Here is a 26413-nt window from a genome sequence, read left to right on the forward strand (position 1 = left end):
AAAGATAACTTGAAATACTATTGAGCCAATTAGTATATTCGTGCATTCGATCTAATATTAACCAGACCACGCTCCAAATCAGCATGGGAACCGATACTCTAGGAGGCCACAAAATATGTCTAAATTTATTCAAGGTGCTAAAGTAGACTCCTTTCTTAAAAGTCTAAGTTATTGGCAAACCGTCAACCTGTACATAACCTTAAAACAAGCCCGAATGGATATATCTTTTGAAGATGCAAAGTCTGAAGCATTAGGAAAAGTTGATGATACTAAAGCGCTCAGATATATGCTAGAAGAAGCAATTAATAGTCCTAATCCTAAACATCATTTTCCAGAATCTAAGCTTCCAATTTAAGGGGCTTTTTTGTTTTGATTCTAGTAAAGCAACTTTATTTTCCAGCATATTTATCATTCCCATCAGTCACGGTAATTTATTACTGATTCAAATCTTTATAAGCGTTAGCTGCAGAAGTATCATATTTATTAAAACTATCAGAAAAGCTGTTATAACTACCTGAAGGAGAAGTAACTAAATTAGTTAAATTTTTGAGTTCTTTATATGATTTATTATATTTGTCGAAACTTCTATCTTGGGTCTCGTTAGCCTTCATTCCTTCGGTATATTCCTTAATCTTTTTCATATTCGCATCAACATCAGCGATATCACCTGCATTGTCTACCATTGCATCAGTAATAGTTTCATCTACATCAAAATCATCTGCACTATCACTATTGTCGATAGCATCTGACCACTTTTCAGTTTCAGAGTTACCAATTTCCTCTGCTTTTTTAGCTGTTTTTATATAAAGTGCTTCATATTTTTGAGCGTAGTAATCGAATCTCTGATTGTGCTTTGTTGCTATTTGTCGGTAACTCGCATCTGTTATACCAGCAATTATTAATGCTAACACTGCAACTAAAACAGTGATTAAAGATCCGATTTTTCCAACTTTCTTAGTTTTAATATTTTTTGATAGCTTTCCGACTAGTAAAGTTATTAAGAAACCTACTAAAACTAAAACGGCTAGAAATGTAACAATATAAAAAAGTGTGCTTATGGCAGCTAAAACAGTCATAAGTTTTCCTCCCTAATATAAATAACAGCTTTTAACGTCAATCAGTATTTGGACGTAAATTATTATTTAATACTCCATGAAACGTGAACAGCCTTACCAACAATTCGGCCTGGATTATCTTTATCTAAGATAATTGGGTCGAATTCTTTATTATCTGGCATTAGCATAATTAGATTTCCTTGATGTTTAACTCGTTTCAGAGTTGCTTCATTATCACCATCAACAAGGACAGCGGCGATTTCACCGTCTTCCACTGTCGGTTGTTCTCTAATGGTTACAATCGATCCATCATGAATGGTTGGCTCCATACTCTTACCTTTACAACGGAGAGCAAAGAGGTTACCTTTTGGAACCGGCTTCTCAAAAATCTCTTCGACGTAGCCTTCAATGTTTTCTTCGGCAGTGATTGGGTCTCCACAGGCAATCTCACCAATGAGGGGGATGCTGATGCGTTGAAAGTTATCTCCCAATGGATAAATTATATTAGTTGGCCTTTTTTCTGTTTTATTATCAATAACACCTAGTACATTTTCAGGTGTGGTATGCAAAGCAGTAGCAAATTCATCAAGTCTATTTACTGGGAATTCGCGTTTTTTCTTAAAATATAGTGAGACAGTTGACTTTGACATATTAACGCGTCTAGCAAGTTCACTTATAGAAACTTTCTGCTCTTCACGTAAATTATTGAGGTAGTCAACCACTTCAGAGCTATTCCTCATAATTTTCACATCCTAAAATATTTTACACGTATTATTATATTCTTTTTGTTCCCAAAAAGAAACATCTATATATTATTTTAATAATTATTCGTTGACAATAAAGAACATTGATTGTATTATATATATGTTCGCAAAAGAGAACGAAAGGAGGGGCGATATGTCATTTAATTTACAAAGATTAAAAGCGGAACGTATGGCAGAAGGATATACTCAAGAAGAATTCGCAAAGAAATTGGGGATGTCTAGAGGAGCCTATGCAAAACGTGAAGCGGGAATTGTTGATATTAGTGTTGAAGATTTATCGCGTATAATGGATGCACTTGGTTATGATGTTTCAAAAGTATCGATTTTTTTTGCTCCATCCGTTCGCTAATGAGAACGAATAAAGTATAAAAGAAGGGTAGCAATGAGAATAATTATTGATGGCAAGCCAGAGGAAATAAAAAAACTGTTTAGCAGTTGCAATACTAAACAGTCTGGTAGGCCTCTTTCATCTGAAGAGAGGAAAAAGATCTGGAAAGATGCTGCTAAGGACCTTAATTAGTCTGTATCTTTGAACGTCTTTAATCCGTATTCATAAGCACTTTGATATATTTCTGCTGCTAAATGTGGATTAGTTGTTTTATCAGTCTTGGATAATTCCTTTTGATATTCAACAACAGTTACTGCATTTGCAAAGGATTTTGCTAGTTCAAATTGTTTATCTGTCACTGTAACTCACTCCTTTCGTTGGGGATGGGTTAAGTATAGCAAATGGATGAAGGAGGGTAGCAATGAGAATAAATCAAGAAGAAAAAATCCAATCAGATAAAGAAAGGCTGAGTATTCTTCAATCTGAGTTGGCTTTCTATAAGAAGCTAACAAAACGACAGGAAAAGCTTATTAAAAAGCTGCTCAATGCTATTAGCGATAGCAAAGAACAGCTTCATCAAATTGCGAGTGATACAAGTTATTTACGTGAACGTTTCCCATCATTTGACAGGAAAGCATATCTTGAGAAAGTTAAAAGAATTACTGAAGATCATCAAGAATGATCCGGTAATAGCGATTGAAGTTATCGATGATTGTCGATGTGTTTGGCTTTGATGGATCAGCATCATCTTTAATTGCTTTGAGTTCTTCAAGTCGCTCGTTACCACTCATAGAACTTAGATCAGCCTGAATAAAGGCCATTGCCATATCATGAGCAATTTGTTCATTAGAAGATCGTGACATTAGATTCACCTCCTTAGTAAGAGATGAGTCAAGTATAGCAAAGAAGGGAGGAATGGTTATGAAAACAAGAGAAACTATGAGGACAAGGGAAGAAATTAATTCACCAATGCTCATGGAGCGAGAAGCTGCTAAGTATTTACGAATTAACAATAGTACGTTAGTTGAGTTGCGAAAGTATGGCTTCATTAATTCCTTAGACTTGGGTGCAAGAAAGTATCCTAAGTGGGAATTAGATCGGTTCATTAGTAAGTGGACTGATAGTCAAGAATCAATTGAGGATGCGCTTGAACAAGCTAAGCGAGAGCATGAAGTTAAGGACGAAAAGATCGTCCATCTATAGGAGATGAATAATGTGTGGCCGTATTTAGTAATTCTCGGGTGTTTTGCCTTTGCTACTATTTACAGCATTGGCATCCGCCATGAACCAGTGTTTAAGCAGAAGTATTGCGGAAAGCATAACAGAAAGCGGGTGTTCAGATGAAAGATGGAACAAAGCGTCTTCGCAAATTAATGGAGGAATACGACTTTCCTCTTGAAGCGATTGATGATATTCTTTACCGCCTTGGCTGGCATTTTCTTAGTGGTGGGCAACCTACCGATGATTATGTATGGACGCAGGTTCGTTACTTTGAGAACTTAGTTAAGTTTGGCAAAGTAGCACGAAAGGAGAAAGTTAAATGATTACTTTAATTGCAGTAGCAAGCACAATTGTGATGATGATTAGTCTGTTTAATGCGAATGTTCCATTTGCTTTATTTTCAGCTTTAATTCTCTTATGGGCTTGCTTAGCTGATACACCTCAAGATTGGTGGTCAAACGAAAAAAGCACCGGTGCTGACGACACCGATGCCAAGTAAAAATCCATTACTGGATAAGAAATCTACAAGGAGATTATAACATATGTCAGAAAAAGATACTGCAGTAGAAGTTGAAAAACTTGCTAATAACGTAATTGATCAAGCTATTTTTACTAGTAACTTATGTGATCAATTTAAGCACGCTGAAACTTACAGCCATCATCTGAAGTTAGCTAAGGATATTGCTTACCACCTCAAACGCATAAGCAAATATCAAGACTTCGATGAATTGGTTAAGCAGATTTACCAGGACAACTAGGGGGTTACAAAATGGCACAGCGCAGAATGTTTAGTCAGAAGGTTACTGAGACAGATAAGTTTCTTGATATGGGACTTACCGCTCAATCACTTTACTTCCATTTGGGGATGAATGCTGATGATGACGGTTTTGTTGGCAATCCCAAGTCAATTAAACGCATGATTGGCGCTAGTGAAGATGATCTAAAGGCATTGGTTGAGAAGGACTATTTAATTGTCTTTGATGATGGCGTAGTCGTTATTAAGGATTGGTTAGTTTCCAACTATGTTAAAAAGGATCGATACACCCCGACAATTTATACCGACGATATGAAATTAATTGGTCTTGATAAGAATAAACGGTACCAATTTGTATCCGATCTGGAACCAGAACGGATACAAATTGGTACCGAAATGTCTCCAGAATGTATCCAAGATGGAGACAAAATGGAACCAAACTGTATCCAAAGTGGTTCCAAAAATAAAAATCAAATTTCAAGTGAAAACTCTCAATCTCAACAGGGACAAGGCTTTAACCCCATGGAAGCAAATTGGAACCAGAATGGAACCGAAATGGATCCTCAGGTTAGGTTAGGTAAGGATAGAGTTAAGTTAAGTAAGAGTAAAGATAATTTAAATACTACTACTAGTACTACTCTTAATTCATATTATAAAAAGCTTGAATCTCCAGAATCACAAAACGAATTAAAAGCGTTCGTGAATGAACTTGGTGGTGACGTGGTAGCATTTGCCATCACTTCCATGTTTGAGAATGCTGATCGTCCAACATTTGCATACTTACGTTCGATCTTAAATCGTTATCAGCAACAGGGATTAACTAATCTTGCGGCTGTTCAACATGATAATGATGTTTATAACGGTAAGTCAGTTGTTGTTACTGGTGCTAAGCCTAAGATTCCTGTTTATCATCTGGGGGAATAAGCATCGATGGTACAAGTTGGAAAAAAGAGAGCTATTAAGTTCTGGAAGTATTACAAGGAATGGTATGAAACCTACAAATACGGGGATGTCCGTGATGTCACTTACCAAAGATATATTTTGACTGGTAAACAAATTAAGGAACTCGCTCCAGACTTAATGCTAGATAAAATAACCCGAGCTGATATACAAAAGCTTATCAATACTTATGGACAAACGCATGAAAAAACAACTGTTCGTGATTTCTACCGTCTACTAGAAGCACCAATCAGAGATGCGGTCTATGAGGGGTGGATTTCTCGTGACCCATGCTACAAGATTCGTATTACCTCTCAGGTTAAGAAGAAAAAGAAGCCTAAAAAGTGGCTAGAAATGGATGAGGTTCATAAACTTGAACAAGTCTTTAATGCTGATCAAAGCGGATATGGTGACTTCTTTGATTTTACATTACGTACTGGCTTACGATTTGCTGAGGTTCTTGGCCTTACTCCAGCTGATGTTGACATGAATAACATGTCTATTTATGTCAATAAGACACTGAACTATAAGAAAATAGATTACTCTCAAGTTAAACCTGGAGACTTTATGCCAACTAAAAACAAATATTCGGTTAGACAAATCCCAATTGATTTTAAGGCATTAACTGACTTACAACGCCACCTGGATGGGGTAAATGAAGATGAGTCAATCTGGGCTCATTGGTATGCTAGTGACTCTCGCACTAATACCCGGGGTGGTAATCGCGTTTATAATTCAGTGTTTAATAATGAGTTAAAGAAAATGTGTGACCAGGCCGGAGTACCACCAATTTCAGTTCATGGTTTGCGTCATACTCATGCATCTCTGCTAATTGCTAACCGTGTTTCAATTCAAAGTGTTGCTAAACGGTTAGGCCACGGCGATACAGAAACAACCCAACGTGTCTATATCCACCTGCTAGACAAGCTAGCAAACGAGGATAACAACAAGATTATGTCTGTAATGACAGGGATTTGAGGTGGAATAATGCAGTTTGATACAAAGACTGTTAATAAGCTGTTAGAAATTGACGAATCATACAAAGCTCCGGAAAGAATGCTGCAGCTAATGCTTGATGATCAAAAGCGTCCAGAAGTCTTTAAGAAGTTCCTAGAAGTTTCAACGGACCTAAAGTTTGACTGGTTCCATGAATACTTTGAAGATGAACAAGCTGAAAGGAAAAGTAAGAAGCAAGATTTTACCCCTGATAGCATTGCGACCTTGCTCAATAGCCTGGTTGATAGTGATAAATCTAACGGCCACTATTTCGAGGTAGCAGCAGGGACCGGCGGAATTTTAATTAAGCGCTGGTGGGATGACTGTAAAAATGATCGAGTTGGTAATCCATTACATACTGATCCCAACTTAAAATTCTTGTCAATCTTCACTTATGACCCTAGAGCTTATTGGTATCAGGTAGAAGAAATGTCAGATAGAGCAATTCCTTTCTTGTTATTCAATATGGCAATTAGAGGGATGAATGGAGTAGCGATTCAATGTGACTCGTTAAGCAGAAAAGCAAAGGATGTTTACTTCGTTCGTAATGATACAAGTGACTTTTTAGCGTTCAGTGAAGTTATCAAAATGCCCCACAATGCTGAACTACAAGAACTTTATAACATTTCCGAATGGGTTGATAAGTTTGACTGATTTCATAACAGACAAATTAAGTGATGCCCTCGATGAACTAGAAAATTACCACACATTTGACGGGAAATTTTGGAAATACAGTCGGCTGAGAGCAGAAGAGCTTTTGCCGGCTGATGATTGGCGGCTACAAGAAATACTTAAATTTAGAAAAAAGGTAAGCGAGGAGAAATAAGAAAATGGAAACATCAGAATTTAGAAATAAAATGGCTGAATTTGGCTTGAATTTGAAACAAAGTAAGATCGAAGACGCGCTGATGGTAATGATTGACTATTACGAAGTAGCAAGAGTAAGTCAAACAAGAGTAGGCCGGTTTCAGATGTATGGCCGTCCTAAATTATCTAAGTCGGTTCAAAAAAGGATTGCTAAGGTTGTGATGGAGTATTCCTTAACTGAATTAGATGAACGGGATAAGCCAATGTATTGCCTAGAAGTAGGTGGCAGCTATGCAACATCCCCACGTTACCTAAAAGAGGTCCCTGGAGTTAATACTCAATATCAAGGCGTAAATATTAACTTTTCAGTCACACAAGAACGCTCAGAAGCTAAGGCATTCACCTATGATGAGACAATTGATGTAATGGGTAAATTGCCATTTATTAAGCTTCAACGACGCGCATTGTAAAGGAGATCGAGTGTTATGAGTAAGAAGAAAGCTATTAATTTTGATTTATCAGAAATTGCAGATGGTGGTGTGCAAGTTAAGCTTAACCGTGCGTTGCAACAAGTTGCAGACAATATCCTTGATCCCAATACAGACCCAACTAAAAAGCGGAAGGTCCAACTTAATATCACGTTAGCCCCTAATGAAAAACGGGATGCCTCAGATGTCACAGTTGAAGTTAAGACCACCCTTGCTCCAGAAGTGGGGAGTACCAACTACGATGCTTTTAGGCCGTGATATTAAACGGTACATTCAGCAACTAGAACAAGAAACGTTTGGCGAGATTAAGTATCCGGTGATTGCATAATGCGAACACAAATAATTTTTCATAACGGTTTTAAATTATCAGTACGAGAAACTACCAGGGAGATCATTAATCAATCTCTTTACGGTGATGAGATTATTGTTACTCGGTTTAATCTCGGCCACTTAGAGCATTTCAGAATTAATTACGATGATATGGCTAAACTCGTTGCTATTGGTTAATGAGGAAGCAAGTCATGAAGATTAACCGACGAAATTTACATAAAATCCTTGTTGAGTATCAAAAATTAATGAAGAGCGATGAGAGAAGAAAAGTATATTGGATTAATCGCTTAATGATGAAAGACCTAGCAAGAAGATTTGAGCTACCGTTCTACGAAGGAACAAAGTATCGTGGTAAAAAACACTGGTTAGCTAATTCTTCACTTTATTGGGAATTGAGAAAAATTGAGGAAAAACAGAAGAGGGGATGAAGTGAATGACGGAACTATTAATTATCGGTGCTGTCTTAATTTTTACGGTTGGTTTTATCCTAGGAACTGTCCTATCGATAAAACAGGCAAACTTTGAGGAACGGCGAACTAATCAGGTGAGAAAATACAATGACAAGTAAACGAAAAGTACTTCAGCAATTATCAAAGGAGCGAAAGGATCTGTTAGGCAAAATAGACCGGTTAGCTCAATTTATTGTTAAAGATGGGCCTAAGCTTTCATCCCCATTGGAATTAACACTACTAAATGCTCAGCTAAGGTCAATGCAAGCTTATTTGGAAAACTTGGATGCAAGAATTATTTATATGCGGGGTACGACTAATGATTAGATACAATGGCGATGTAGTTTATTCCGAATCAGGGAGTGGGATAAAAGCTACTAGCAGAATACTATTTAACGAGGCACAGGTAACAGCAATTAAATCAATTGCCAGGGATGAATTTAACAAACAAGCTGATTATGGGATTGTCTATGTTGTTAAAGATATGAAGTTGGATGACTATGGTAAGCTCGAATTAATTAATGTCTTTGAAGAACTACATGATGCGCAACGATACGCAACCGATCATCCCAGAGCTGTAATCATACCGAGAGAGGTTCAAAAGCATGACCAAATCAAAAAGTAAAAGTAAAAACCGCCGGCGCAAAAAGCGACAGCGGCGAGAGAATAATAAGGTTAAACGTGAGGGAAATAATGACAAATAAAGTTAAAGAAGCATTTGGTGGATTAATCAGTGTAGTTGTTCTTTTATTCTGTGCCTGTATTTGCGGAATAATACTAGACGGCTTGATTTCAGCCAATATCTTTTTATGGCACTGGATAATTAGCATGCTGTAAATAAAAAAGCGCACCACTGTGGCACGCTCCTTCAAATTATCAAACATAAATATTATATCAAAACGGGGAGAGTGCTAAAAGTGGGGCTTTTGAAAGAATTAGATGTTGACGGAACTACTGATAATGTTCGCTATTTCTTTAAGGACGAATATGCACGCTTATGTCGCTTAGCAGGTGGAGGAATTAAGCTAACATCCCCACAAATTGACGGAATGCCAAGAGCAAGTGCTGCTGGTAATTCAATGGAAAATCAAATGGTTAAAGTTGCTAATTACCATCTCTTGGTTGAGACAATAGCTCAAGCACTCAACGCATGTAGTCTTAGAAGTAGGCGAATATTAATTGCTAAGTTTATTCAGAATAAAAAAGATTGGGAAGTAGCTAATCAAATTGGTTATGAAAAAACGCGCTACTATCATTACTTAAAAATTGCTTGTAGTGAGTTTGCGGATACACTGGAGAGATATACTAGTTTGCTCGGGGATGCTGACTTACTAGAAGATCTTCATGCATATAAGGACGAAAAAAGTGAACAACGAGTGAACAAACAGTGAACTATTAGTGAACTTCAAGCTCGTTTTTAAGTGCGAAAATGATATTGTCGGAAGGTTAGCGATGTAGCCTTGTGACCCCCAATTGTGCCTGAGCAAGCCTTTAACTACTCAAATTTAGGATTCTGGCTTTAAGGAAAGAGATTTCTATGCTTAATACCACACGGGATCTCTTGTTAAGCTTGAGTGTGGATCAGATGTTTGACTGACTGATGGGTCTGAGCCCCATAATCCACGTTGAGACTATCATTAACTAACTTCAAAATAAATTTACGGTAACGATTAAATTTGGTTTGTGCGTTTTGGAAGATCTCCTTTAGATCATTAAATTTACATGCTACTCTGATAGTATCGTAGCAACCGTGCTGTAATCAGCAGAAGAGTACGTAATCTAACTCAGCGGCTAAAGGATTACCGTATGAATGGACAACAATATCGTTACAGGAGTAGGCGGAAAACTACGACCGGGTGCGGTGATTGTATGGTCCTGATTATACTTAGGCTTCAAGGCTGTATGGGTGCAAAGCCCTACTAAGTTTTTATATCATGATTATCAGAAGAAAGGAGGTTATTCGGCAGCCTCCTTCTTCACCCGTACATTGATAATTATGGTATATAGCAATGCTAACGAGTCGTATTGCTAGCTAAGATCCACGGTGGGCACACATTACTCAGTCTTGTGTGGCAAAAGTACAGTTCGAATCTGTCTCTTAGCTATTGTCCGAAATGACATTAAACTACGATCATTTTACTTTTTGCCTTTACCTCAGGCTAGTCTTTGTGGCTAGCCTTTTGTATTATTGTTATTGAGGTGAAAATAAATGAGTATTGCACTATTAATTGGCAGCAACTTTAATAAAAAAATGATAGGTACCTACATTGAAAAATTCTTTTTTACTGATAAAGGATATTTTAATTGGATAGCTATAACTAGCATAATAGCTATCGGTACTTTTATATGGACAATTTGGTTTAACAATAAAAAGTATAAAGCTGATTTGGTGTCAAAAGGTAGGATAGATTGGATGAATCAAGTTAGACCATTGTATGCTCAATATCTGGCAGCAGTTCCCAAGTATATGTATCTTTACAACAAGGCTATGGTAGATGGAGATAAGCTTGCTAAAGAGTCATTGGATGACAAAATGGATGAGATAAAAAGATTATATTATGAATTAAATTTATATATCCCAAATAATGATTCCAATAAAAGCATACTGGTCGATATAAAGTTGCTATGGGGCGAACTTAGCTATATTGGTGATTACTATGATTATGGTATTAGAAGAAATTACTTTGCCGCCAAAATTAACAGATATAATGGTACGAGTTATGATACAGAAGTAGATAAATATATTTCCAAGTTAATCAATAAGGCTTCGATGGACGGCAACGAATATTTTAAGAATGAATGGGAGAAAATAAAAAAAGGGCAATGAAAAATTAATAATTCATTGTCTTTTATATGTTAATAAGGTATAATATAAATGTAGTCAGGAAAGGAATTAGCTACTCCTGAAGTGACTACAGCGATCCGGCGACAGCCTTTCTATCCGGATGGAGGCGAGTTCAATGGATGAAAGAGTTTATCTGGAAACATGAGGATGCAGTTATCGTTAATGCTCTCGTAGCAATATCAGTTGCAAGTATCAACTTTGCAATTGCATATGCGATAATAAAAAAAGCTAATCGCAAATAGCGGTTAGCCAGCAAACTCGTTTTTCCGGATCGCAAAGGGACGAGAGGTAGCAGCTCTTGTCCTTTTGCATATACAGTATACCATATTAATGTTAGAAGGTCGATATTATGGTTAGTGAAGCACAGCAAAGAGCCAAGAAAAAATGGGACGATAAGAATAAGGATAAGAACCGGATATATCGTTATCGTTCATATGCTCGTAAGTTTATCCGTGATTTAGCTACTGATGACGACTTGAAAGAACTAGAAGAATTAATACATAAAAGATTAAATGATTAAGGCGATAGCAAATGGCTACCGTCTTTTATTTTGCCTTCATACATATTAGAAAGGGGATGAGTATATTGAAACCAACCAAGCTAGCCTTTATCAATGGGAAGCCAACACTAGTATCCTATGACGAGGTAGTTCGTAAGGATAACGACAAAGCATATAACTTCCATCGCAATGTCGAGGAAAATGATTACGTTAGATTCTATCACTCAACGGAATGGAAACATAAGCGACAAGAGATACTCGAACGTGATTATGGATTGTGTCAGCGTTGTGGAATGGATGCAGAACTGGTTGACCATATCATCCCCAGCAAGGACGATTGGAGTGATCGACTTAATAATGACAATCTACAATCACTCTGTCGGGGATGTCATAAGCTTAAAACGAAACGTGAATGGATGAAACATCATAAAGGATTGGAACGTTATATGAATATCAATATTATTTGTGGTTTACCTGCAAGTGGTAAGACAACATATGTAAAGCGACACATGACTGAGCATGATCTTATTTATGATTATGATGAGTTAATGCATGCATTATCTGGTTTACCAATGCAACAAAGCAATCACGATATCCACGATTACATTACACTATTCTTTGATCAGATGTTGCGAAAGCTAAAGGCAGAACAAACATTCAATAACGTTTGGATCATCAAGACATTACCAGACAAGCGGATTGATACATTGCTTAGTAACTATCATCGAATCAATCACATAGTTATCATGACTGATCCAAACGTCTGTGAGGAACGATTATGTGAACGGAAAGAACAAATTTCATTTCAGAAGATTTTGAACGGCTTCAAAACGGCTGATTTTACCGGCTACCGGGTCGTCAAGAATGGATAAGCCCCCCTTCATTTTGAACGGGGGTTAGATTTTTCAAAACGCTGGAACGCACATCGACTTTTTTGCACGATAAATTCCAACAATTTTTCATTTTTTGGCAAGATACTAAAAAATCCCCAAGCTGTTAAAAGCTTGAGGATATGCGTTTCTTGATGCTTTTATCATAGCACGGAGGTGAGCTTTTTGGCAAGAAAGCAAAAATTATTATCACAGTCAACGGGCCACCTTAGAGTGGTTGAACAAGAAGCAAAATATAAGGCAGAATTTATGGCAGCTGATGGTTTGCCTGAGTTGCAAAAGACTCCGCCGGCACATTTAGATAAAGTGGCCAAAGCGGAATATCGGCGAATTATTGGTTCTATCGGAAAACTGCCATTGCGTAACTTGGACCGGAGCGAACTGGAATTGTATTGTACCTGGTACAGCATTTATAAAGATGCTTCCGTTCAATTAAATAAGGAACAGTCCAAGAAAAGAAAGAACATTGCTAAAATCAATAACGCAATTAAGACAATTGATAAAGCAACCAGGGCAATAAAGGGTCTTGCATCTGATCTTGGGCTTAATGTTAATTCGCGGCTGCAGATGAATATGCCACAAACTGACAAGGAAGAGCATCAATCCTTGCGTGATAAGTTTAGGATTTCATGATGAATTACGCTAAAGATTATGCTGAAAAAGTCGTGGCCGGCAAAATAGTTGCTGGTAAAAAGGTGATTTTAGCTGCAAAAAGGTACTTAAATGATCTTAAAAAGGCGGATAACGATGACTTTGAATATTTTTATGATAATGAACGTGCTAATAAGGTTATTCAATTCATGGAAATACTTCCGGATCCAAAAACGATGCGGGCGTATCCTTTAGCAGATTTTCAGCGTTTCATTATTGCTAATATGTATGGCTGGTGGAAAAAAGACAAGCCATCTGAACGGCGCTTCCGAAAAGGAATGTTATCAATGGCACGAAAGAATGGTAAGTCGATCCTTATTTCCGGAATTGCATTGTATGAGTTCTTGATGGGTAACTCACCTGAATTCTCTCGGCAAATATTTTGTACCGCTAACGATAAAAAGCAAGCGAACATCGTTTTTAATATGATTAAGAAACGCCTCAATGCTCTACGTTCTAGTGATGGTGATACAAAACGTGGAACAAAGGTTAACCGTGACCTTATCAGTAACTTAGATGATTATTCTTATGTTCGGTCTCTTTCCAAGGAAACGGGAACGGTTGATGGTTTTGAACCTCATGTTGGAATCCTAGACGAGTATGCTGCAAGTAAGACCACTGAAATGATGGAATTACTAGAATCCGGTCAGGCCTTACTTCATAACTCACTTATCATGATTATTTCAACAGCCGGCTTTGATTTGAATGTTCCAATGCATACAATTGAATATCCCTATGCAACGAAGGTTTTGAAAGGTGAAATTACTGATGATACTTATTTTGCCTACATTGCTGAACAAGATAATGTATCAGAAGTTGATGATAAAAGTACCTGGATTAAATCCAATCCAATTCTGAGTGTCCCAGCTTTACAAGACCAAGTGTATGGATATTTAGCCAAGCGGTGGAAAGAAGCTAAACAGAAAGGAACAAAGAATTCTGTTCTAGTTAAGAATTTTAATATGTGGCGACAAGCCGAAGAGGATAGTTATATGGATATTGATACTTGGAATGCAGCGCAAATTGATCCAATTGACATTGATGGTCAACGGGTTTGGTTTGGAATTGACGTTGGTAAATCATCTGACCTTTATGCGATTAGTTGGCTAATTCCTCAAGAGGGATATTGGTATGCTGATTCTTATGCGTTTGTCGGTACTAAATATGGATTGGAAGCAAAGATTAAAGCAGATCGGTTAGATTATGTCCGGTTACAAGGGATGGGCCAGTGTGAAATTACAAAACTTGAATCTGGAGTTATTGACGTTGAACGGGTGTATGAATGGTTAGATAGTTTTGTCCGGGAACACAATCTTGATGTCCAAGCAATTTGTTATGACCCGGCGCAATATGGAACCTTGTTAACCCAGATTGAAAAAGGTCATCCGGAATGGCAACAAATATCTGTTCGCCAAGGGACATTAACTCTTTCAATGCCAACTAAGCAATTTAGGGATGATATTTTAGATAAGCGAGTTCGACATTCTGAAAATGAGATTTTAACCGGTGCAATGGCTAACGCGATCCTTAAATCAGATAACAATGGTGTCCGGATTGATAAGAACCGTTATTCAAATAAGATTGATGCTGCTGATGCATTGTTAGACGCTTATGCAATTTGTTTTCGTGAAAATATTGATGATTATTTAACAGATGAGGATGTGTTTAATGATGACTTTGGTTTCTGAAAAAGATGAATTTTGCCATGATATTAAGCAACTAGATGAATATGGTAATGATAGCAACTGGACCACATTTATTACTAAAAATAATGTTAAACACCTATTAAAAGGCAAGATCATCAATGACTGTTCAGATGGAGAATATTTCCATCCATTGGCCTTAACTAAGGAAGCAATTGACTTTATCAAAGGAATCGAGGAGGAATAGACATGGCTAAGTATCTATACGACGGTGAAGAAGGAATGAAGATTGATGTAACTCCCGCACTTAATGAAATCAAGGGACGATTGGAACGACTGAGAAAGCTTGCCCCGTATATTGAGAAATTTGAGATTACGGATGAAGACTTGAAATTTCTTCTCCAGGTGATGCCATGAAATTCTGGAAATTAAATGAACCAATTCTTTTATTTTTATTAGCTTGTATCTGTTTAGCAGTTACAGGCTTTTTATTTTCCGCGAAGATTGGCTTACTAATTATCTCGATTGAATTATTCGTAATTGCTTTTATCTCTTATGAAAGGGGGTGAAGCTGAGTGTTATTCCATACCGAGAAACGCGACTGGGCACAAGATTATATCGATCAGGGAATTCTTCCGGGGTTTAGCAATATGCCATCTTATAGTGGAATTGGTGCTCTTAGAAACTCTGATGTGCTAACTGCAGTCTCTCATGTTGCTAGTAATGTGGCTCGATTTCCGATTGTCATTTTGGACGATGATAAAAATGCGGTAAAGAATATCAAAAGTGTTGATTATTTGCTGAATAAGCACCCAAACGATATGTTATCTGCTTATCATTGGCGTTTCCTAATGACAGTTAACGCAATTTTAACTGGGGATGGTTTTTCAAGAATAATTCGTGATCCTCATACAAAAGCACCGTTAGAAATACAATATTTTCCACCATCGCAAACCTATATTGATGATTCTGATGTAACGAATATTAAATACGAATTTACACCCATCAATCAAAAAGGTGGTGGTCAAACAATCGTCGTGCCGGCTGAAGATGTAATTCATTTTATGTTCTTTACCTACGATGGTATTCATGGCCGGTCGCCATTGTTGTCTTTGGCTGATGAGATTGGGTTACAGGATGATGGAATTAAAACATTACGGCGGTTCTTTAAATCAGGTCTTAAAGGTGGATTGCTAAAAGCTAAGGGTAAGTTAAGTCCGGAAGCGCGTCTTAAAACTAGACAGGCGTTTGAATATGCGCAAGCTAATAGCAATGCTGGTAGTCCAATTGTTACGGATGATACGTTTGATTATTCACCAATTGAGATTGATACCAATGTTTTGCAACTAATTAACAGCAACAACTATTCAACTGCTCAAATTGCCAAAGCGTTGCATATTCCAGCATATAAATTAGCAGTTAATAGTCCTAACCAATCGATTAAACAGTTAAATGAAGACTTCATTACTTCTGATTTACCTTATTACTTCAAGCCGATTGCAAGTAACCTGGAAATGACAATGCTGACTGATCGGCAACGTCATAACTGCCACATCGAATTTGATACACGCAAAGAAACAGGGATGTCAATGGACGATGTACAAAAGGGAGTTACAAATAACGTCATTACTCCTAATGAAGGACGAGTTCGGATGGGGTTAGTTAAATCTGATAATCCAGACTTAGATCGCTTCCAATCAACCTTGAATACTGTCTTCCTTGATAAAAAAGAAGAGTATCAGAAACAATCAACAGCGAAGGGAGGTGGAATCGATGACAAGCGACTTGGAAACTCGACAGTTAATGATGCCAATTCAGATGAGAACGGCAACTGATGAAGATGATGAACCAGTAATTGAAGGTTATGCAGCCAAATACAATAAGCCATCCGAAGTTTTGGGTGGCTTTACTCGCTTTATTGAGCAAATTGCTCCAGGAGCGTTCGATGACGCTGATATGTCAAATGTAGTAGCGACGATCAATCACGATCCTAACCAGGTACTGGGACGATCAGGGGTGAACATGACTTTATCTTCTGATGCAATTGGCTTGAAATTCACTGTTAAGCCAACTGATACATCATTTGCGCGTGATTTGATCGCCAATATCAAGGCAGGCGTTATTAATCAATGCAGCTTTGCTTTTACGGTGGCCAACACAGATGAGGCCCAAGACTGGGAAGAATCTAATCAGGATGGAGTTGATTATGAACGAACCATTCGACAAATTGATCGTTTGTTCGATGTATCAGTAGTTACAACACCTGCTTATCCGGATACAGAAGTTCAGGTCGGTCAGCGTTCGATCAATATGGTTAAGCAAATGCAGAGCCAAGAAAATAGAGATGCTACTGATCAGAAACGTAAAAAGATGTTACGTGAATTAGAACGACAAGAATTATTGAAGACACTCGAAGGAGGAAATTAAATGTTTCGCGAAAAAATTAAAGAATTGCTTGCTCAAAAAGAAGGTAAGCGAGCATTAATTAACGAAAAAACTAATGAAATGCGCCAACTACTCTCAAATGAAGACGCAACTGATGAAGACTTAACACGAGCTAAGTCATTACGTTCTGAAATTGAAGCTGCTGAAAAGGAAGTTCGGAGTATTGAAGATGACCTTAAGCTTTACCGTAAAGCAGCTAAGGGTAATCCAGCTCCAGATCCTCATAAGCGTTCCCAAAATAGCGAGGACGAAAATGAAGAAAAACGTAATTTCAACGCATATCTTCACCAAGAACATCGTGATGGTACTACTGGAATTACTTCTTCAGACGCAAGCGTTACTATTCCTGAATCAATCATTTACAATCCTGAAAATGAAATTAAAACAGTAACTGATCTTAGCCAATTTGTTCAAGTATTTAACGCCACAACTGCTTCTGGTAGTTATCCAATTCTTAAAAAGGCAACTGCTCAAATGCATACTGTTGAAGAACTTGCAAAGAATCCTGATCTTCAAAAACCTGAATTTCTTAAGGTAGCATGGCAAATTGAGACCTATCGTGGAGCAATTCCTATTTCACAAGAATCGATTGATGATTCAGCAATTGATTTAACTGGATTAGTTGCTCGAAACGCAAAAGAACAATCCTTAAATACAAAGAATGCGGCTATTGCTACAATTTTTAAGGGATTTTCAGCTAAGACCGTTGATGGCTCTAATGCAATCGATGACCTAAAGAAAATTTGGAATGTCGATTTAGATGTGGCTTACAATAAGATGATTATTGCCAGCCAAAGCTTCTACAACTGGCTTGATACATTGAAAGATAAAAATGGACGTTACTTACTTCAAGATAGTATTTCTAGTCCGTCTGGTAAAGCGGTCTCTGGAATCAACGTTGCTGTAATTGAAGATGACTTATTTGGAGCAAAGGGTGAAGCTCATGCCTTTGTTGGTGATCCATACCGTGCAATTATTTTAGCAAATCGAAAAGATCTCCAGGTACGGTGGGTTGATAATGACATTTATGGTCAATATCTCCAAGCGGTTCTTCGTTTAGATGTGAAGAAGGCCGATGAAAACGCTGGTTACTTTGTTACTGGTCCATCAGCAGCGTCAAAATAACGCCGTCCGACAACGGGGCGGACGTTAAACCGACTAGTGCTGATACGGTAGACACAATCAAAAAATACTTAGATGATCATGGAATTGCCTATACTTCAACCGATACTAAGGATCAACTGTTAGCAAAGCTAGGTGAGTAGGATGGAAACAGACCACACTTTCTCGAGTGATGAACAATTCTTTGCCAATCTAAAAAACTACTGCAAAATTGACCAGGACTTTGATGATGAAATTCTTAAAATAATTGTTGATGCTGCCGCATTGATGATTGCAAGGGCAATTAAATGGGAGAGTAAGCCTGCTGACTACTCTGACGAACCGCGATTCAAAATTGCACTTATGAAGCAGGTGAAAGAAGACTTCTACGAGCGAGGAATTACTGCAGATAGTTACCGACCAGTTCTTTCATCAGGAATTGATGGCCTTATTAATCAAATAAGTAGTGAGGTGAATACCGATGAAACTACGGAACATGACGGAACGGATAACATTTTACTCAGTCCAAATGGGGATCAATCCGGAAACTCATCGACCGATCAAGGATCAGAAAGTTAAGGAATTTACCGTGTGGGCAGAAGTTCCTAAGCTGTCAGTCCGTGAATTTATCCAAAACAGTTCAAACGTGGGGTTCAGAAAAGAATCACCCACGTTTTTAATTGCCTTCAAAACTCGTAAGGAAATTCAATCGAATTGGTTAATTAACTGGCGAGGAAAATGGTATGAAATCACGGGGATGGATCCTGATTATGCAAAGCGAGATCTAACTAAAATTACTGCTCAGGAGGTTGTTCAAAATGGCAGTGACCGGTGAAGCAGAGTTGATTGCTAACTTAACTAAACTTGAAAAGACGGAAGAAAAGAAGGCACGAAAAGCAACGCGTGATGGTGCTAAAGTCTTTCAAGAGAAATTAAAAGAAGTTACTCCAGTTGCAAAGAGTGGCGATCACTCTAATATGACCCCTTTAGCTGAACATACCAAACACGGTAATTTGAAAACTAGTGATGGTGATTATTCAATGGATGTTGGTTATGACAAAGAAAAAGGTTGGATTGCTCACTTTCCTAATGCAGGAACTTCTAAACAACATCCACAGCACTTTATTGAAAAAGCACGGGCACAATCTAAAAAAGAGATACTTGCTAAATATATTGAGGACTTGAAAGTATGAAAACTCCGGAGATGCAAGTAGCCGATTATCTGACGAATGATGAACGCTTAGTCACAATGATGGATGAGTTGCGACAAGATAAATTATCATATGTTCCAATTTTTACTAGTACGCCTGATGATCCATTTATTAAAGCGAGTTCAGCACCGTGGATTCGGATTACTCCCATACCTGGGGATGATGCGATTTATAGTGACGATGCTCGCTTTTTTGAATACCCACGTGTACAAGTTGATTTTTGGATTCGTGAAGAGAACGATGACCGGCTAATGGATATTCAAGAACGAATATATGAAACCCTCCACAGTCATGGCTTTGAACGTTACTACAAGAATTCTTATCCGGATCCGGACTTGGATAATTGCATAATGGTCACAGCTAACTTTGAAGGGTTTGAAGAAAGGAATGATATTTAATGGGAACACCAAATGCAAAAGTTGCTAAGTTTGGGGCCTCTAATTTTGAATATGGGGTGCTAGACGAGAACGAAAAGATTAAAGATACCCGAAAGATGAGCGGGTTAAGTGAAGTTAAGTTGGAGCTAACTAACGAATTAAAGACGTTAGCAGCCGATGACGGCCCTTACTTGGTTCTTTCTGGTGGAATTACCGAAGCTAAGGAAACCATCAACCTTTATGATATTGATTCCATCATGAAGAAAGACTTGTATGGAATTGATATTCAGAACGGTACAGAAGTTTATACTAAGAATCTTGTACCAAATTATGTTGCTACTATGTTCCGGACAAAGCTTTCAAACGGGAAGCATTGTTGGGTTGGTTTAACCAAGGGGATGTTCTCCTTACCAGGTATTTCAATCAAGACTCAGGACGGTGCTCCAGACCCAGAAGCAGATGAAATTGAAGGTAATTTTGTTCCGCGTGGGGATGCGGATACTGGAACCATCCTTTTAATCGGTCGGGAAGATAATGAAGGATTTGATTTTGCTAAGTTCCATGCAATGGTCTTTGGGGAAGAAGCTCCAGTAACTGATCCAACCAATACAAAAGATACTAAACCAGAAACTGTTGTTGATAAAGGGTAACTAATTAATCAGACAGAGACGAGTCAAGTGAGACGATGAGGAGGATATGGAAATGCCATATAAATTAAAAGTAAAAACAGATGGCAAAGAAACAATCTATGAACGAAAAGAAGCCCCAATGCTTGAAAATCTATTAGATGCATTAAAGGTTCAACGTCAAGAAATAGTGATGTACTCTGATCCAAAAAAATTTCCAACAGATAAAGATAATGAACGATTATTAAGTTTACGGGCTGAGTTTGCTGCTAATTTTTGGAAGAATGGATTGACTAAAAAGGATGTTCTTTCAGGAGTTACGGCTATAGAAGGGTTAACTAGCATTGTTAATGCAATTAATGAAACTCTCGGTTCTCCTCTAAGTGAAGATGACTTAGAAGAGAAAAAGGATAACGAAAAGCCAAAAAAATAACTGTTGAGATGATTGATGATTCAATCAAGAGTCTCACAGATTTCATTAAAAATAAAATGCGCGATGGATATAAATGGAATGAGGTCAGTAAGCTAACACTTTCAGATTTGAAATTAATGAATTACGTCTTTGAAGAAAAGCAGACAACCATTGATAAAGCATTTCCATTCTTATTCTAGGAAAGGAGGTTGAATAGTGGCCCAATCATTAGGACATTTGGCAGCAACTGTTAGTTTGGATATTAATCCATTTAAAGCGGCTAATGGTGTTTTAAAAGCACAAATTAAATCTACTGCTAATGCTTTACGTGCGCAGGAAGCAGCATTGAAAGCATCCGGCGGAAGTATTAATAATATGCGTGCTGCTTATGCAACTATGAGTCAACAAATGCGCAATTATAATGCGCAACTCCAGAATGCTAAGAAAGCAATGGATGATACTACCAGGAGCGAGCAGTCAAGAGCTAAGGCAGCAACCCAATATAATAAAACGTCTGCGCAAATTGAACAATTACGTGGACGAATGCAAGCTCTTAATCGTGATATTGAATTGCAGTCGAATAAGTGGACGCAACTTGCTAATCGCACTCAACATTTTGGAAATGTGGCCACCAATGTTGGTTCTAAAGTATCAGGACTTGGCCGAGGAATGTCAGAATATCTAACATTACCTATTGCGGCAGGACTAACATATTCAGCTAAGAAACTAGTTGATTTCCAAGATCAAATGATTAAGACCAAGAATGTTATACGGACTTCTGGTGAATCCGCTAAAGCAGCTAATTCAGCTTATAGGACAATGACGGCAGATGCACGGAAGTATTCTGATCAATATGGTGTTAGTCAGCAAAAAATTGCGGAGGGATACCAAGACTTAGTTAAGCGTGGGTATACTTCTAAAGCGGCAATTGGTGTTATGCGCAATGAACTGAAAGCGTCTGTAGCCACCGGGGATGACTTTAATGATGTGATTAAAGTCGCTTCTCAGACGATGGAATCTTTTGGACTAGCTACTGATAAAGCAGGCCGACCAATTAAAAATGCTGCAGTCATGCAACAGCGATCTACTAAGACATTGAATGAATTAGCATATGCTGCCGATGCTACTTCAACCGACTTCCAGTCATTAGGTGTGGGGATGTCATATGTTGGCTCAACGGCCCATCAAGCAGGCTTTAGTCTCTCGGAAACTGCTAGTGCGATGGGTATTCTTTCTAACAATGGTCTGGAAGCGGACAAGGCTGGTACTGGATTACGAAAAGTAATTAATTCTTTAGTTACTCCTACTGCAAATGGTCAAAAGGCATTGGCAAGTATCAATTTAACTACTAAGGACTTCTTAGATAAAAATGGTAAATTGAAATCAATGTCATCCATCTTCAAGACATTAGGCGATCACATGAAGGGAATGACCGGTAAGCAAAAGAATGACATCTTCCATGCATTATTCGGAACTACCGGTCAACAAGCCGGTGCTATCTTAACTGAAAATGCCAACCGTTTACGGGAATTAAACAAAGAAGTTCAGAATTCTGCTAAGCGTGATTATATTGGTGACCTTACACAAAAGAACCTTAAATCTCCTAAAGTACAGCTAGCAATTTTTAAGGAATCACTAACGAATGCTGGAATGGATATGGCTAAGTATGTTCTGCCAGCAGTGATTCCGTTAGTACAAGATATTTCCAAGCTTGCTCATGGCTTCGGAGAATTATCACCGGCTATTCAGAAGGCAATTGTAGCAACTACCTTATTCACAGCGGGAGCTGGCCCATTGTTCTTAATTCTCGGTAAGTTGACGAGCGGTGCTGGTAAAACTGTCCTCGCTTTTGGTAAGCTTACCGCTGGCTTAGGCCGAGCACAGACTGCGATGAAGTTAGGAGCCAGTGGCTTAGACGTTATTGGCTCAGCATTTTCAAAATCAACGTTTCAAGCTGCAAAGTTTGGAACAACCATGACTGGTGCAGGTGGTCGAGCGGTTCAAGCTGCTAATGGTGTTGGTGCTGCGACTGTCGCTTTACAAGGTACCGGTGTGGCTGCAGGTGAAGCCGGTGCCGCTACTGCCGCGGCTGGAGTATCTTTAGGAACAATTGCAGCCGTTGCTGGAGTTGCTACTTTGGCCATTGCCGGTGGAATTACTGTTTGGGAGCTTTGGGGTAAGAAAGCTGTTGAATCGTCACAACGAACAGATCGTTGGGGATCTGACGTTGGTGCAGCTGCTGATAAAGCTCTTGGGAAATTTAAGAATACTTCAACTGGTATTCAAGCGGCTTTAACCGATATGGATACTGCAACAAAAACTTCTACTAAAAGTATGGCGGATTCATTTGATCGTGAATTTAGTCAAATGGAATCAGATGCCCGGAAACATTTAGAAGGTGTTAAAAAGGCTGAGAAAGATATGTCTCCGGAAGTTGCTGCAGCAGTTGATCGGGAAGCACAGCATGAAAAAGATACGATGAATAAGATCCTTAGTAATGCTGATCAAGCCAGGACAAGAGCAAATACAATCCTACAGACTTCTAATAAGAATATTGCTAGTTTGAGCGATACCCAACGAGTAATGTTGCAAAATAATCAGCAACAGATTGTTGATGATGAACTCAAAATGTGGAGCTTAACTGGTAATCAGCGTAAAAAAGCAATGGCGGCATTAAATAACGATGTTGCTAATATGTCTCATCGCCAACGTAATACAGCATTGGCCGATTTGCGTACTCAATCTGATAATATGCGTAATGAATATGCAAAACAGGAAAATAGTCTTAAGCGTCAATTAAAAGCTGGAACTATTAATCAAAATGAGTATGCTGCTGGTATGCGAGCTAATAAGAAAACTCTTCAAGACTATGTTGATAAGGCTTCTGCTGAATACATTCGGTTAGCACGTGCCAACGGGCAATCTACAAGTCGCATTAAAGAAGATATGCAAGCAGAAGGATTAAGTTATTCGGCCGGAATGAAACAACTGGATAAGCTGGCCAAAAATGCTGAAAAGAATTCTAAGAGTATTGCTGTTTCTCTTGATGGCCTCAAAGGCAAAACTAAGGATGCCGCTAAAATGTGGAATGACTTAGTTTTCGATCCCAAAACTGGTAAGGTTCGGACTAATGCCCAGGAGGAAGTTAACAAGGCTGTTAATTCCAAAGATCAATGGAACCAAATTAAACTTCTGAAAAAGGAAGGTAAGTTGAGTACCAATGCTCAACAAATGGTGGCAGCTGCATTAATCGAAAATGGTAAATGGGATAGCATGAGTTGGAAAGAGCAGAAAGCCTGGTTGAAAGACGGCTTCAGTGAAACGATTGTCCAAGCTTTAGAGAAGTCAGGTGAATGGAATAATCTTGACCTTAAGACCAAAGAGGCAATTGTTAAAGCTAAAGGCAAGCAAGAAATGGCCGATATTCTGCTTGAATCCGGTGCGTGGAATTCCTTGTCATTGAAGCAGCAGGAAGCGGTAATTACTAATAAGGCAACTAAGCCAATTTATGAAGCCCTGCAAAGTTCCGGACAGTGGAATAATTTAACCTTAAAACAACAGGAAGCGATTATTGACGCTAAAGGAACTCCACAATTAGTTGATGCATTAGTGCAGGCTAATCAATGGAATAATCTTACATTTAAGCAACAGCAAGCATTAGTAACAACTAAAGGAACTGCTGATGTAATGGATGCTTTGAATAAGATCGGACGATGGAATCAATTATCGCCTAAACAACAAGAAGCCATTGTTAATGCCAAGGGTTCCGGCCAATTAGGGGAATTAATTTCAAAGTACAATCTTTGGAAAGGAATGCCAGCAAGTACAGTTAAGCAAATTGTTGCAGAAGATAGAGCCAGTGGAAACTTAAAGGCTGCTAATGATGCAATTCTTGCTTGGCAACGTGCTAACCCTGGCGCTCCTAAAAATGCTTTAGCCGTTGATAATGCTAGTGGACCATTCCAGAATGCTACTGGAAGTGTATTTAACTGGAACGGAACTGGTGCAAACTCAAAGTCAGCCAACGGATTTGATAATGCTTCTGGTCCGTTTGGTTCTGCTACCGGTTCAGTCGGAAATTGGAATGGGACTGGCGCAAGCACTAAAACAGCTAAGGCTAATGACCAAGCTAGTAGTGTTATTAAAGGAGCCATTGACTGGATTAACAAATGGAATAGTACGAGCCCGATTGTTCAGACTATAAAGACTGTTCATGAGTTTGTTACTAAGCATCACGCTAAAGGTACCAACTATCACCCAGGTGGGCCAATGGTTGTTAATGATCAACCAGGACCAGTCTTTCGGGAAGCTGTTCAATTCCCAGGGGCAGAACCATTTATTCCGTTTGGTAGAAATGTTCTTTTAGATGCACCTCGTGGAACAAAAGTTGTTAAAGCTAGCGATACTGCTAAGATGTTTAAGCACTTACCACAATATGCTAATGGTACTGATGATGCTGTTTCGGTATTAACTAACTTTAAGCCCAATATGCAAAGCACCCAAGTTGTAAATAATTACAATAACGGTGGCCAAAGTAATAACGGAATGCAAAAAGAGATGTTAGACCGGATGGACCAGATGCTCAACCGCTTTGGGACAATGCTGGGCTTAAATGCAGCTCAACTTTCTGCAATTAAAGCCGGTGCCTTTGATAAGAACCAGTTTTATGGGATTGAAGGAACTGATCAAGCATTATTTGATAATCAGCATCTTTAGGAGGTGGTCGTAATCGCTGTAAATATTCTTTACATTAAAATTGATGATCAAAAAGAAGTGGCCAGTACAGATATTACTGACCACTTAACTTTTCTTGGCTTAACTGAATCGCCTAGTATTGTTAATAATTACCGTGACGATTCCCAACAAGATGGCCAAATTTGGAGTTATTCCCGTTATGGCCAAACGACGATCACCGCTAAGTTCTTATTGCAGTTCTTTGATCGAAAAGACTTTAAGATGGCAAAACACGAAATTTATCGTGTCTTTGCACAAAAAGGAATCTTTAGGTTAAGAACAGGAGTCGAGCCGGATATTGTCCGATACTGTCGGGCTAGTTCCTTTGAGATTAAAAGCGAACCAGAAGAAGTTAACTATTGTACGTTTGAAGTGCCTTTTGAAAATCCAAGCGGAATGCGATTTAGTAAATTACATACGGATGAGATGAAAGATGAGGATTTCTTAGACTTGAATATGAACATGGATGAGGAAACTCCTTCATACCATTTCAAAGGCCAGAATAAGTTTTCTATCCTTAACGATAGTGATATTACAATCGATCCTGTTGAACAGCGTCATGATTTAAAAATTACGATTAAGCATAATGGTGGAAAGTTCACGGTAAAGAATACAACTACAAATACTTCTTGGACGTACAATCAAAGCTTATCTGGAAACGATACTCTTTTGCTAAAAGGGCGCCGAACATTTAAGAATAACAACCCAGATAGTGCCAATACCGATTATGGATATATTACTTTAGCGCCTGGAAAGAATGACTTTGAAGTTACTGGTGCAGATGATTTGGAAATTACATTCAGTTTTCCATTTATGTATCTTGGTTAGGAGGTGAGGACAATTAGTTT

General features: G+C 38.3%; 42 protein-coding genes. 38 read left to right on the forward strand and 4 right to left on the reverse strand.

Annotation, left to right across the window (positions count from 1 at the left end):
- Positions 1-115: 115 nt before the first annotated feature.
- The gene (locus tag H5S41_RS06095) at positions 116-355 is read left to right on the forward strand and encodes a hypothetical protein (protein ID WP_086132038.1); all 240 of its coding nucleotides are present in this window, start codon (positions 116-118) and stop codon (positions 353-355) included.
- A gap of 79 nt (positions 356-434) precedes the next feature.
- Here H5S41_RS06095 and H5S41_RS06100 read toward each other — a convergent pair whose 3' ends face one another.
- Together H5S41_RS06100 and H5S41_RS06105 are read right to left on the reverse strand one after the other, a co-directional pair.
- The gene (locus H5S41_RS06100) at positions 435-1076 is read right to left on the reverse strand and encodes a CvpA family protein (RefSeq protein WP_086132037.1); all 642 of its coding nucleotides are present in this window, start codon (positions 1074-1076) and stop codon (positions 435-437) included.
- A 62-nt stretch (positions 1077-1138) separates the two neighbouring features.
- The gene (locus H5S41_RS06105; RefSeq protein ID WP_063164155.1) at positions 1139-1795 is read right to left on the reverse strand and encodes a LexA family protein; all 657 of its coding nucleotides are present in this window, start codon (positions 1793-1795) and stop codon (positions 1139-1141) included.
- Between the two features lie 157 nt (positions 1796-1952).
- Between H5S41_RS06105 and H5S41_RS06110 the strand changes: the two genes are divergently transcribed.
- Positions 1953-2168 (forward strand): helix-turn-helix domain-containing protein, encoded by a 216-nt coding sequence (locus tag H5S41_RS06110; RefSeq protein WP_063164154.1) that lies wholly within the window; start codon positions 1953-1955, stop codon positions 2166-2168.
- Between the two features lie 167 nt (positions 2169-2335).
- Here the strand turns inward: H5S41_RS06110 and H5S41_RS06115 are convergent, their stop codons facing one another.
- Entirely contained in the window at positions 2336-2506 is a 171-nt protein-coding gene (locus H5S41_RS06115; protein ID WP_182602704.1) for a hypothetical protein, read from the reverse strand.
- Between the two features lie 62 nt (positions 2507-2568).
- On the opposite strand from H5S41_RS06115, the gene H5S41_RS06120 reads away from it, so the two are divergent.
- The gene (locus tag H5S41_RS06120) at positions 2569-2829 is read left to right on the forward strand and encodes a hypothetical protein (protein WP_086132036.1); all 261 of its coding nucleotides are present in this window, start codon (positions 2569-2571) and stop codon (positions 2827-2829) included.
- On the opposite strand, the gene H5S41_RS06125 is transcribed toward H5S41_RS06120, so the two are convergent.
- Complete coding sequence (locus H5S41_RS06125) at positions 2807-3010, reverse strand: hypothetical protein (protein WP_063164152.1); 204 nt, start codon at positions 3008-3010, stop codon at positions 2807-2809. The genes H5S41_RS06120 and H5S41_RS06125 overlap by 23 nt on opposite strands.
- A gap of 58 nt (positions 3011-3068) precedes the next feature.
- Between H5S41_RS06125 and H5S41_RS06130 the strand changes: the two genes are divergently transcribed.
- The 35 genes from H5S41_RS06130 (at position 3069) to H5S41_RS06295 (ending at position 26393) form a co-directional block, all read left to right on the forward strand.
- The gene (locus tag H5S41_RS06130; protein WP_035152807.1) at positions 3069-3350 is read left to right on the forward strand and encodes a helix-turn-helix domain-containing protein; all 282 of its coding nucleotides are present in this window, start codon (positions 3069-3071) and stop codon (positions 3348-3350) included.
- A 137-nt stretch (positions 3351-3487) separates the two neighbouring features.
- Positions 3488-3691, forward strand: a complete 204-nt coding sequence (locus tag H5S41_RS06135; protein WP_063164151.1) for a DUF6877 family protein — start codon at positions 3488-3490, stop codon at positions 3689-3691.
- Positions 3688-3867 carry a hypothetical protein gene (locus H5S41_RS06140; RefSeq protein WP_063164150.1) on the forward strand — a complete coding sequence of 60 codons (180 nt, stop codon included), beginning with the start codon at positions 3688-3690 and terminating at the stop codon, positions 3865-3867. The genes H5S41_RS06135 and H5S41_RS06140 overlap by 4 nt, the downstream gene beginning before the upstream one ends.
- Before the next feature lie 43 nt (positions 3868-3910).
- The gene (locus H5S41_RS06145; RefSeq protein WP_063164149.1) at positions 3911-4126 is read left to right on the forward strand and encodes a hypothetical protein; all 216 of its coding nucleotides are present in this window, start codon (positions 3911-3913) and stop codon (positions 4124-4126) included.
- A gap of 11 nt (positions 4127-4137) precedes the next feature.
- Positions 4138-5046 (forward strand): DnaD domain protein, encoded by a 909-nt coding sequence (locus H5S41_RS06150; RefSeq protein WP_182602705.1) that lies wholly within the window; start codon positions 4138-4140, stop codon positions 5044-5046.
- Positions 5047-5052: 6 nt separating this feature from the next.
- A complete protein-coding gene (locus tag H5S41_RS06155; protein ID WP_182602706.1) occupies positions 5053-6039 on the forward strand; it encodes a site-specific integrase in 987 nt (328 codons plus the stop codon).
- Between the two features lie 9 nt (positions 6040-6048).
- The gene (locus tag H5S41_RS06160) at positions 6049-6711 is read left to right on the forward strand and encodes a DNA methyltransferase family protein (RefSeq protein ID WP_182602707.1); all 663 of its coding nucleotides are present in this window, start codon (positions 6049-6051) and stop codon (positions 6709-6711) included.
- Positions 6712-6887: 176 nt separating this feature from the next.
- Positions 6888-7334 (forward strand): hypothetical protein, encoded by a 447-nt coding sequence (locus tag H5S41_RS06165; RefSeq protein ID WP_003663739.1) that lies wholly within the window; start codon positions 6888-6890, stop codon positions 7332-7334.
- Between the two features lie 15 nt (positions 7335-7349).
- A complete protein-coding gene (locus H5S41_RS06170; protein ID WP_182602708.1) occupies positions 7350-7610 on the forward strand; it encodes a hypothetical protein in 261 nt (86 codons plus the stop codon).
- 69 nt (positions 7611-7679) lie between these two features.
- Positions 7680-7859, forward strand: a complete 180-nt coding sequence (locus H5S41_RS06175; protein WP_182602709.1) for a hypothetical protein — start codon at positions 7680-7682, stop codon at positions 7857-7859.
- A gap of 14 nt (positions 7860-7873) precedes the next feature.
- Positions 7874-8110 carry a hypothetical protein gene (locus H5S41_RS06180; RefSeq protein WP_182602710.1) on the forward strand — a complete coding sequence of 79 codons (237 nt, stop codon included), beginning with the start codon at positions 7874-7876 and terminating at the stop codon, positions 8108-8110.
- 5 nt (positions 8111-8115) lie between these two features.
- Positions 8116-8250: a hypothetical protein gene (locus H5S41_RS11960; protein ID WP_003663731.1), complete on the forward strand. Its 135-nt coding sequence runs from the start codon at positions 8116-8118 to the stop codon at positions 8248-8250.
- The gene (locus tag H5S41_RS06185) at positions 8240-8458 is read left to right on the forward strand and encodes a crAss001_48 related protein (RefSeq protein WP_182602711.1); all 219 of its coding nucleotides are present in this window, start codon (positions 8240-8242) and stop codon (positions 8456-8458) included. The genes H5S41_RS11960 and H5S41_RS06185 overlap by 11 nt, the downstream gene beginning before the upstream one ends.
- On the forward strand, positions 8451-8756 hold the full coding sequence (locus tag H5S41_RS06190) for a hypothetical protein (protein ID WP_231833126.1): 306 nt from the start codon (positions 8451-8453) through the stop codon (positions 8754-8756). The genes H5S41_RS06185 and H5S41_RS06190 overlap by 8 nt, the downstream gene beginning before the upstream one ends.
- Before the next feature lie 68 nt (positions 8757-8824).
- Positions 8825-8968 (forward strand): hypothetical protein, encoded by a 144-nt coding sequence (locus H5S41_RS06195; protein WP_182602713.1) that lies wholly within the window; start codon positions 8825-8827, stop codon positions 8966-8968.
- An 80-nt stretch (positions 8969-9048) separates the two neighbouring features.
- The gene (locus tag H5S41_RS06200; protein WP_003663724.1) at positions 9049-9522 is read left to right on the forward strand and encodes an ArpU family phage packaging/lysis transcriptional regulator; all 474 of its coding nucleotides are present in this window, start codon (positions 9049-9051) and stop codon (positions 9520-9522) included.
- An 818-nt stretch (positions 9523-10340) separates the two neighbouring features.
- On the forward strand, positions 10341-10958 hold the full coding sequence (locus H5S41_RS06205; RefSeq protein WP_152726965.1) for a hypothetical protein: 618 nt from the start codon (positions 10341-10343) through the stop codon (positions 10956-10958).
- A 367-nt stretch (positions 10959-11325) separates the two neighbouring features.
- Positions 11326-11496 (forward strand): hypothetical protein, encoded by a 171-nt coding sequence (locus tag H5S41_RS06210; RefSeq protein WP_172397134.1) that lies wholly within the window; start codon positions 11326-11328, stop codon positions 11494-11496.
- 56 nt (positions 11497-11552) lie between these two features.
- Positions 11553-12347: an HNH endonuclease gene (locus H5S41_RS06215; protein WP_035170397.1), complete on the forward strand. Its 795-nt coding sequence runs from the start codon at positions 11553-11555 to the stop codon at positions 12345-12347.
- Positions 12348-12530: 183 nt separating this feature from the next.
- Positions 12531-12998, forward strand: coding sequence for a phage terminase small subunit P27 family (locus tag H5S41_RS06220; RefSeq protein ID WP_013924020.1), 468 nt, complete (start codon positions 12531-12533; stop codon positions 12996-12998).
- Complete coding sequence (locus tag H5S41_RS06225) at positions 12995-14704, forward strand: terminase large subunit (protein ID WP_375139020.1); 1710 nt, start codon at positions 12995-12997, stop codon at positions 14702-14704. Before H5S41_RS06220 ends, H5S41_RS06225 begins: the two co-directional genes overlap by 4 nt.
- Complete coding sequence (locus H5S41_RS06230; protein WP_152697322.1) at positions 14685-14906, forward strand: hypothetical protein; 222 nt, start codon at positions 14685-14687, stop codon at positions 14904-14906. The genes H5S41_RS06225 and H5S41_RS06230 overlap by 20 nt, the downstream gene beginning before the upstream one ends.
- A gap of 2 nt (positions 14907-14908) precedes the next feature.
- Positions 14909-15076, forward strand: a complete 168-nt coding sequence (locus tag H5S41_RS06235; protein WP_153703883.1) for a hypothetical protein — start codon at positions 14909-14911, stop codon at positions 15074-15076.
- Positions 15073-15228, forward strand: a complete 156-nt coding sequence (locus H5S41_RS12160; protein ID WP_152697323.1) for a DUF1056 family protein — start codon at positions 15073-15075, stop codon at positions 15226-15228. Before H5S41_RS06235 ends, H5S41_RS12160 begins: the two co-directional genes overlap by 4 nt.
- A gap of 6 nt (positions 15229-15234) precedes the next feature.
- Positions 15235-16494 carry a phage portal protein gene (locus tag H5S41_RS06245; RefSeq protein ID WP_182602715.1) on the forward strand — a complete coding sequence of 420 codons (1260 nt, stop codon included), beginning with the start codon at positions 15235-15237 and terminating at the stop codon, positions 16492-16494.
- Entirely contained in the window at positions 16433-17086 is a 654-nt protein-coding gene (locus H5S41_RS06250) for an HK97 family phage prohead protease (RefSeq protein ID WP_063164139.1), read from the forward strand. The genes H5S41_RS06245 and H5S41_RS06250 overlap by 62 nt, the downstream gene beginning before the upstream one ends.
- A complete protein-coding gene (locus H5S41_RS06255) occupies positions 17087-18229 on the forward strand; it encodes a phage major capsid protein (protein WP_182602716.1) in 1143 nt (380 codons plus the stop codon). It abuts the gene before it with no gap.
- Between the two features lie 141 nt (positions 18230-18370).
- Positions 18371-18784: a head-tail connector protein gene (locus H5S41_RS06260; RefSeq protein ID WP_085680628.1), complete on the forward strand. Its 414-nt coding sequence runs from the start codon at positions 18371-18373 to the stop codon at positions 18782-18784.
- Positions 18735-19040: a head-tail adaptor protein gene (locus tag H5S41_RS06265; protein WP_310740913.1), complete on the forward strand. Its 306-nt coding sequence runs from the start codon at positions 18735-18737 to the stop codon at positions 19038-19040. The genes H5S41_RS06260 and H5S41_RS06265 overlap by 50 nt, the downstream gene beginning before the upstream one ends.
- On the forward strand, positions 19024-19398 hold the full coding sequence (locus H5S41_RS06270) for an HK97-gp10 family putative phage morphogenesis protein (RefSeq protein WP_102816552.1): 375 nt from the start codon (positions 19024-19026) through the stop codon (positions 19396-19398). Before H5S41_RS06265 ends, H5S41_RS06270 begins: the two co-directional genes overlap by 17 nt.
- Positions 19395-19814: a hypothetical protein gene (locus H5S41_RS06275; protein WP_094528911.1), complete on the forward strand. Its 420-nt coding sequence runs from the start codon at positions 19395-19397 to the stop codon at positions 19812-19814. The genes H5S41_RS06270 and H5S41_RS06275 overlap by 4 nt, the downstream gene beginning before the upstream one ends.
- On the forward strand, positions 19814-20443 hold the full coding sequence (locus tag H5S41_RS06280; protein ID WP_142499311.1) for a major tail protein: 630 nt from the start codon (positions 19814-19816) through the stop codon (positions 20441-20443). Before H5S41_RS06275 ends, H5S41_RS06280 begins: the two co-directional genes overlap by 1 nt.
- A 52-nt stretch (positions 20444-20495) precedes the next feature.
- Positions 20496-20852, forward strand: coding sequence for a phage tail assembly chaperone G (gpG, locus tag H5S41_RS06285; protein ID WP_182602717.1), 357 nt, complete (start codon positions 20496-20498; stop codon positions 20850-20852).
- A 195-nt stretch (positions 20853-21047) separates the two neighbouring features.
- The gene (locus H5S41_RS06290) at positions 21048-25547 is read left to right on the forward strand and encodes a phage tail tape measure protein (protein ID WP_182602718.1); all 4500 of its coding nucleotides are present in this window, start codon (positions 21048-21050) and stop codon (positions 25545-25547) included.
- A 57-nt stretch (positions 25548-25604) separates the two neighbouring features.
- Positions 25605-26393: a phage tail domain-containing protein gene (locus H5S41_RS06295; protein WP_231833125.1), complete on the forward strand. Its 789-nt coding sequence runs from the start codon at positions 25605-25607 to the stop codon at positions 26391-26393.
- Positions 26394-26413: the final 20 nt, after the last annotated feature.

The organism is Limosilactobacillus albertensis (genome assembly GCF_014145555.1).
In the GTDB taxonomy this organism is placed as follows: Bacteria; Bacillota; Bacilli; order Lactobacillales; family Lactobacillaceae; genus Limosilactobacillus; species Limosilactobacillus albertensis.